Genomic DNA, 7,390 nt, shown 5'->3' on the forward strand with positions numbered 1-7,390 from the left:
TTTGTCACAATTAAAAAACCCACCCGGGCAAGACTCGGCCGGGGCGGGGGGGTTCCGCCGGCCGGCGCCCCCCCCCCCCCCCCCCCGCGGCGGGGGGGCCCCCCCCGCCAGTCATCGGCCCTGTCTTGAATGAGGGGCGCTGTCTTGAAAGAGGAGAGATGAATGCGCGGCTTCTTGCTCAACCGGCTCTCACAGAGCCTCATCCTGCTCCTGATCGTCTCGGTCATCGGCTTCCTCGTCCTGAACCTGCTGCCGGGCGGGCCGCTGGCGCAATTCGGGCTCGATCCAGGCATGACGCAGGACGATCTCGAGCGCCTGAAAGAGCAATTGGGGCTGAACCGTCCGCTTTTGGTGCAATATTTCGACTGGGCGTGGCGGCTTCTCCAGGGCGACTGGGGCCACTCCTTCCGCGACGGCTCGCCTGTGCTGGCAGTGATTGGCCGGCACGTCCCTGCGACGCTGCTGCTGATGGGGACGTCCACCGCGATTGCGATCGCCATCGGCACCTGGATCGGCATTCGTGGCGCCACGCACCGCTATTCGCTGTTCGACCATATGGCGACGATCGGAGCCATGGTCGCGCTGTCGATCCCGACCTTCTGGTTCGGGCTCGTCGGCATCTACGTCTTCTCCCTGCAGCTGGGCTGGCTGCCTGCAGGCAACATGTACACGATCGGCGACGGTTCGATCCTGAATTACCTGCATCACCTGATCCTGCCTAGCATCGTGCTGTCGCTGGTGCATGTCGCGATCTGGAGCCGCTACATGCGCACGGCGACGCTCGACGCCATCAGCCAGGATTTCGTCAAGACCGCCCGCGCCAAAGGCCTCAGTGAGCGCCGAGTCATCATGAAGCACGTCGTCGGCAATGCGCTTTTGCCGATGATCACACTGGCCGGTGTCCAGCTTCCCAGCATCCTGACCGGCGCGCTGGTGACGGAGACAGTGTTTACCTGGCCGGGGATGGGTCGACTGTTCCTCGACAGCCTCGGCTACAGCGACTACCCGGTCGTGATGGGACTGCTGATGTTCTCGGCCATTCTCGTCATCCTGGGCAACCTGATCGCAGACATCGCGGTAGCGTTCGTCGACCCGCGCATTCGTCTGGGTTGAGCGCCTAACCTCACGCCCAACAGGAGGCACCCGAAATGACCGCTCTCGTCGCAAATGCAGGACCAAGCCGCTGGTGGCGCAGCCGCACAGTGCGCCGTTTCACGAGCCATCATCTGGCGTTGCTGGGGGTGGCGATGATCACTCTTCTGACGCTGGCATGCGTCTTCGGCCCGCATCTCCTGCCCTATGATTCCCTCTACATCGATTTGCGCGCCCGCTTTTCACCGCCGCTGACCGGCTACCACTATCTCGGGACCGATCCTTTGGGGCGGGACGTGGCGGCGCGATTGTTGATGGCGGGGAGGACCTCACTGCTGGTGGCTTTCTCTGCCATGCTGCTGTCGACGCTGATCGGAACGCTCGTCGGTGTGATCGCGGGCTACCGCGGCGGCTGGATCGGCGCAGCGCTGATGCGCACGGTCGACGGCTTCCTGTCATTCCCCTCCATATTCCTGCTGCTTGCCTTGGCCGCGGCACTGAAGCCGAGCCCGGCCATGGTCACTGTTATCGTCGCTATCACCAGCTGGATGGAGGTAGCCCGGATTGTCGAGGCCGAGGTGCGGTCTTTGCGCGAGCGCGAGTTTGTGCTGGCCGGGCGCATGCTGGGGCTTAGCGGTGCGCATATCATGTTCCGCGAAATCCTGCCCAACGCCATGGGCCCGATCATCGTGGCCGCGACGCTGACAGTTGCGCACGCTATTCTCCTGGAAGCCTACATCAGCTTCCTGGGCTATGGCATTCAGCCGCCGCTGCCGAGCTGGGGCAACATGCTCGAGGGCGCCCAGCAGTATCTGGACAGTGCGCCCTGGCTGGCGATCATTCCCGGAGCCGCCATCACCATCGCCGTGACAAGCTTCAATTTCATCGGCGACGGGTTGCGCGATGCGCTCGACGTGCGGGACGACCGTGTCTGACCTCGCCGGCATGGACCGACCCAGCCTCCTGAAACCGCAACGAGAAGTCCCTCACGTGAACGAGCCCAAAGTCGCCAACAAGAGCACACCTTACTGGTGGCAGGCGGCGCCCGTCATGCCGCTGCCGCCGCAGCCCCTGGCCAGGACAGTCGATGTGGCGATCGTCGGCGCCGGTTATGCCGGGCTTTCGGCAGGGCTTGCGCTGGCGCGCGAGGGGCGCTCGGTTGCCGCTTTTGATACGATGAATCCGGGCGAGGGGGCCTCGTCGCGCAATGGCGGAATTACCAGCGGGAGCATCCGGCTGGACTACGCCACGATCACCCGGCGCTTCGGCGAAGAAAAAGCCATGGCGATCGAGGCCGAGGGCAAGGTCGCGCGCGAATTCCTTTACGATTTCATCAAGTCGGAAAAGCTCGACTGCGACTTTCAACTGGTTGGCCTGTTCAAGGGCGCCATCGGATATGAACAGTACGAGAAGATGGCCCGCGGCGCCGAGGCGTTGGCAAGGAAACTGGGGATCGAATCCTACGCTGTTCCATATGCAAAGCAGCGCGACTACGTCGGCACCGACTTCTATCGCGGCGGCATGGTCAGGATGGACATCGGCGGGCTGCACCCGGCCAAGTTCCACGCGGAGCTCCTGCGGGTGGCGCTCGCTTCGGGGCTGGCGGTGCATTCGAACACGCCCGTGACCTCGATTGAAAGGGATGGCTCCGGGTTCCGCGTCGCCACTTCGGCCGGAACGGTGCAGGCGCACCAGGTGCTGGTCTGCACAAATGGCTACACGGATGGCGCCAGTCCCTTCCTGCGCCGTCGGCTGGTTCCGGTTCGCAGCCGGATCATAGCCACCGAGGAACTCGCGCCTGAGCTGATGGCGCGCCTGATGCCGAAGCGGATGATGATGGGCGAGGGCCGCGAGCTTGGCTTCTATTACCGCCCTTCGCCGGACGGCAGACGCATCCTGCTCGGCGGGCGCGACAGCTCGCGTGCAGGCGATCCGGCAGCCCCGACGCTGCGTCTGCGCAACGGGCTGGGCGAAATTTTCCCGGAACTGGAGAACGTTCGTCTTTCGCATAGCTGGTTCGGCAATGTGGCGATGCACCGCGACATGCTGCCCAGGATCTTCGAGAAGGATGGCGTGGTCTATGCCACCGGATTCTGCGGTTCGGGCGTGGTCTGGGCGCCATGGGTCGGCACGCGTGCGGCTCACAAGCTGATGGGGCACGGCGAGCAGGCGCGCACCGCGTTCGACTTTCGGCCGCCCGCGGCCGTCCCGTTCTATCGCGGCAATCCGTGGTTCATCCCGGCCGTTATCAAGGGCTACGCCCTGCAGGACCGTATCGCCTGGTGGCGCGCCAGCCGCTGAAGGCCGAAGGGTGGCGGTCTCTCGACCCTTGCCGAACAATTGCGGCGACAAGGAACAGCATCACATGCACTACATCTCCACGCGCGGCCATCCCGAACGCAGGAAGTTCTGCGAGATTCTGCTTGAAGGCCTTGCCCCGGATGGCGGCCTCTATGTGCCCGAGGTCTACCCTCGGCTGGATGATGCCACGCTGGATCGGTGGCGGGGCTTGTCCTACCCAGTGCTCGCCTTTGAAATCCTGTCGCTCTACATCGACGATATTCCGCCCGCTGACCTGAAGGCCATCTGTGCAAAGACCTACAGGCCCGAGGTTTTTGGGACCGCCAGGATCGCGCCCGTGCGAACGCTTGAGACGGGTCTCCATGTGGCGGAACTGTCGAACGGTCCCACCCTGGCGTTCAAGGACATGGCGATGCAGTTGCTCGGCAATCTGCTCGAGTTTGAACTGGCGCGGCGGGGTGAGGAGCTGAATATCCTCGGGGCAACCAGTGGCGACACGGGCAGCGCGGCGGAATATGCCATGCGCGGCAAAAAGGGCATCCGCGTCTTCATGATGTCGCCCCACGGACGCATGAGCGCCTTCCAGCAAGCCCAGATGTTCAGCCTGCAGGACGACAACATTCAGAACATTGCCATCGAAGGGGTGTTCGACGATTGCCAGGACATCGTGAAAGCCGTGTCCGGCGATGCCGACTTCAAGAGGCGCCACCGGATCGGCGCCGTCAATTCGATAAACTGGGCCCGGCTGGTCGCTCAGGTGGTGTATTACTTCTCTGCCTATTTTCAGGTGACGGAAGAGAATTCGTCAGAGGTCGACTTCGCCGTTCCGTCGGGCAATTTCGGCAACGTCTGCGCCGGTCATGTCGCGCGCATGATGGGCCTTCCCATATCCCGTCTCGTCATTGCGACCAACGAGAACGACGTGCTCGATGAGTTTTTCCGCACCGGGGTGTATCGCGTGCGGGGCCGGGCGGATACCCATGAAACCTCGAGCCCATCCATGGACATTTCCAAGGCCTCCAATCTCGAGCGTTTCGTGTTCGACTTGCTCGGTCGCGACGCCAGCCGGACGAGATCGCTGTTCGACGATCAACTGCGCGAAAGCGGGTCGTTCGATCTCAGCGGGGATCCCGCCTTCGGGACGGCGGCGGACCATTTTGGTTTCCGCAGCGGGAAGAGCACCCACGCCGACCGGTTGCAGACGATCCGTGACGCGTGGCACCGCTTCAACGCGGTGATCGATCCACACACTGCAGACGGCGTGAAGGTCGCGCGCGAGCATTCGGTTTCGGATATGCCGATGGTCGTGCTCGAGACCGCCCTGCCGGTCAAGTTTGCGGAGACCATCAGAGAGGCCCTGGGCCGAGAGCCAGTTCCTCCGCAACGGTTCGATGGCATAGAGGATTTGCCGAGACGGTTCAAACTGCTTCCCGCCGATGCACAGACCGTGAAGACCTACATCGCCGAAACCCTGCAGGCCGCGGTCTGCTGAAAGGCTGCTTCCGCAACCGGGACCTTTTTCGCCATGGCCGTATATACCGAGCTGTCACCCGACGAAGTCGCAATATTCTTTCAGGCTCTGGGCCTGGGACAGCCGAATTCCGTTCGCGGCAGCACGAGCGGAATTGAGAACACGAACTACTTTGTGGATACCGAGGCAGGCGAATATGTGCTGACCCTGTTCGAGCGGCTCACATTCGAGCAATTGCCCTTCTACCTTCACCTGATGAAGCACCTTGCGGCGCGGCGAATGCCGGTCCCGGATCCGGTTGCCGACGTCAGAGGCGAAATCCTTCACACGCTGAAAGGCCGGCCTGCGGTGATCGTCAACAGGCTTCCTGGCGAGAGCGTGACGGCGTCGACAGAGTCGCATTGTCGCGCTGTCGGGGAGATCCTGGCGCGAATGCACGTGACCGCGAGCGACTACCCACGGCGACAGGCCAATCCGCGCGGCCTCGAATGGTGGAACGCGGTGGTGCCGGTGGTCGGCCGCTGCGTATCTGAGGGACAGCGCTCGCTGCTCACAAGCGAACTGGCCTTTCAGAACCAGATTGCTGTGTCCTCCACCTACGAGCAACTCCCAAGGGGGCCAGTGCACGCTGATCTCTTTCGCGACAACGTGTTGTTTGAAGGTGGTCACCTGACCGGCGTCTTCGATTTCTACTTCGCCGGATGCGACACCTTTCTGTTCGATATAGCCGTGGGCCTCAATGACTGGTGCGTCGATAGTGGCACCGGCCGCCAAGACACTAAGCAAGTTGCCGCCTTTCTCGGCGCGTATGAGTCAGTTCGCGCGCTCACTGGACCCGAACGCTTATTGCTTCCTGCAATGCAGCGCGCTGGAGCATTTCGTTTTTGGCTGTCGCGTCTCTGGGATCTGTACCAGCCCCGGGAAGCTGCGCTCCTCAAAGCACACGATCCAAGCCACTTCGAGCGCATGTTGCGCGTGCTCCGGGGAGAAATCGCATGAGCAAGACCGCGAAGATCACCAATGGAAATGGAAGCACGATGGCACCGACTCTCAAAGACTACGTTGGCGAGCTGCTTTCGCAGATCGAGACGGAGGGCCTGTACAAGCGCGAGCGCGTCATCACCTCGCCCCAGTCGTCCGAGATCGAGGTTGGCGGCCGCAAGCTGCTCAATTTCTGCGCCAACAACTATCTCGGCCTCGCCGACAGCGAAGAGCTGCGCGAAGCGGCGAAGGCCGCGCTCGACCGCTATGGTTATGGCATGGCCTCGGTGCGCTTCATCTGCGGCACACAAGAGGAACACAAGCAGCTCGAGGCAAAGATATCGAGCTTCCTCGGTATGGAGGACACAATCCTCTACGGTTCCTGCTTCGACGCCAACGGCGGGCTGTTCGAGACGCTGCTTTCCGAGGAGGACGCGGTCATTTCCGACGCGCTCAACCACGCCTCGATCATCGACGGCGTCAGGCTCTCCAAAGCAAAACGCTTTCGCTATGCCAACAACGACATGGCGGCGCTCGAGGAGGAATTGAAGAAGTCCGAAGGCAGCCGCTTCAAGCTGATCGCCACCGATGGTGTATTTTCCATGGACGGCATCGTCGCCAATCTGAAGGGCGTCTGCGATCTCGCCGACAAGTACAATGCCATGGTGATGGTCGACGACAGCCATGCCGTCGGCTTCGTCGGCAAGAACGGGCGCGGCTCGGCCGAGCATTGCGGCGTCGAGGGCAGGGTGGATATCATCACCGGCACGCTCGGCAAGGCATTGGGCGGCGCCTCGGGCGGCTACACGGCGGCGAGCAGGCCGGTGGTCGAATGGCTTCGCCAGCGCTCGCGTCCCTATCTCTTTTCCAACACGCTGATGCCTGCTATCGCCGGGGCCTCGCTGAAGGTGCTGTATATGATCGAGCTGGGCGGCGGCTTGCGCCGCCGGCTCTACGACAACGCCTCGCGCTTCCGCGCCAACATGGAAAAAGCGGGCTTCACGCTGGCCGGAGCCGATCACCCGATCATTCCTGTGATGATCGGCGATGCCGCGCTGGCTTCGCAAATGGCCGACATGCTGCTTGAGCGCGGCATCTACGTGATCGGCTTTTCCTTCCCCGTCGTACCCAAGGGCCAGGCCCGCATCAGGACGCAGATGTCGGCCGCCCATTCGACCGCCGATATCGACCGGGCTGTGGCTGCGTTCGGTGAGGTAGGCCGCGAACTTGGAGTGATTGGCTGATGTCCAACATGATGCGCGCACTCGTTAAATCTCGCGCCGAGCCGGGCATCTGGATGGAAGAAGTGCCGGTGCCGGAAATCGGCCCGAACGACGTTCTGATCAAGATCAAGAAGACCGCGATCTGCGGTACCGACGTCCACATCTACAATTGGGACCAGTGGGCGCAGAAGACCGTGCCGGTGCCGATGGTGACCGGCCACGAATTCGTCGGCACAGTCGCCGACTTCGGCGCGGCGGTCACCGAATACAAGATCGGCCAGCGTGTTTCGGGCGAAGGCCACATCGTCTGCGGCCATTGCCG

Annotated in this window: 7 protein-coding genes; all 7 read left to right on the forward strand. The window is 62.6% G+C overall.

The features are described 5' to 3' along the window. Nucleotides 1-162 precede the first annotated feature (162 nt). Nucleotides 163-1,113, forward strand: coding sequence for an ABC transporter permease (locus AC0L2A_RS25920; protein ID WP_473611206.1), 951 nt, complete (start codon nt 163-165; stop codon nt 1,111-1,113). Nucleotides 1,114-1,148: 35 nt separating this feature from the next. Continuing rightward, nucleotides 1,149-2,027 carry an ABC transporter permease gene (locus AC0L2A_RS25925; protein WP_473611207.1) on the forward strand — a complete coding sequence of 293 codons (879 nt, stop codon included), beginning with the start codon at nt 1,149-1,151 and terminating at the stop codon, nt 2,025-2,027. 115 nt (nt 2,028-2,142) lie between these two features. Then, nucleotides 2,143-3,393 (forward strand): NAD(P)/FAD-dependent oxidoreductase, encoded by a 1,251-nt coding sequence (locus AC0L2A_RS25930; RefSeq protein WP_473611217.1) that lies wholly within the window; start codon nt 2,143-2,145, stop codon nt 3,391-3,393. Nucleotides 3,394-3,457: 64 nt separating this feature from the next. Further along, the gene (gene thrC, locus AC0L2A_RS25935) at nt 3,458-4,885 is read left to right on the forward strand and encodes a threonine synthase (protein ID WP_473611209.1); all 1,428 of its coding nucleotides are present in this window, start codon (nt 3,458-3,460) and stop codon (nt 4,883-4,885) included. A 33-nt stretch (nt 4,886-4,918) separates the two neighbouring features. After that, nucleotides 4,919-5,863: a homoserine kinase gene (locus tag AC0L2A_RS25940; protein ID WP_473611210.1), complete on the forward strand. Its 945-nt coding sequence runs from the start codon at nt 4,919-4,921 to the stop codon at nt 5,861-5,863. Nucleotides 5,864-5,901: 38 nt separating this feature from the next. Beyond that, nucleotides 5,902-7,089 carry a glycine C-acetyltransferase gene (locus tag AC0L2A_RS25945; protein ID WP_473611219.1) on the forward strand — a complete coding sequence of 396 codons (1,188 nt, stop codon included), beginning with the start codon at nt 5,902-5,904 and terminating at the stop codon, nt 7,087-7,089. Further along, on the forward strand, nt 7,089-7,390 hold a 302-nt coding region (locus AC0L2A_RS25950; RefSeq protein WP_165848827.1), incomplete at its 3' end, for an alcohol dehydrogenase catalytic domain-containing protein. The genes AC0L2A_RS25945 and AC0L2A_RS25950, both read left to right, overlap by 1 nt.

Source organism: Mesorhizobium sp. WSM4844 (genome assembly GCF_055811775.1).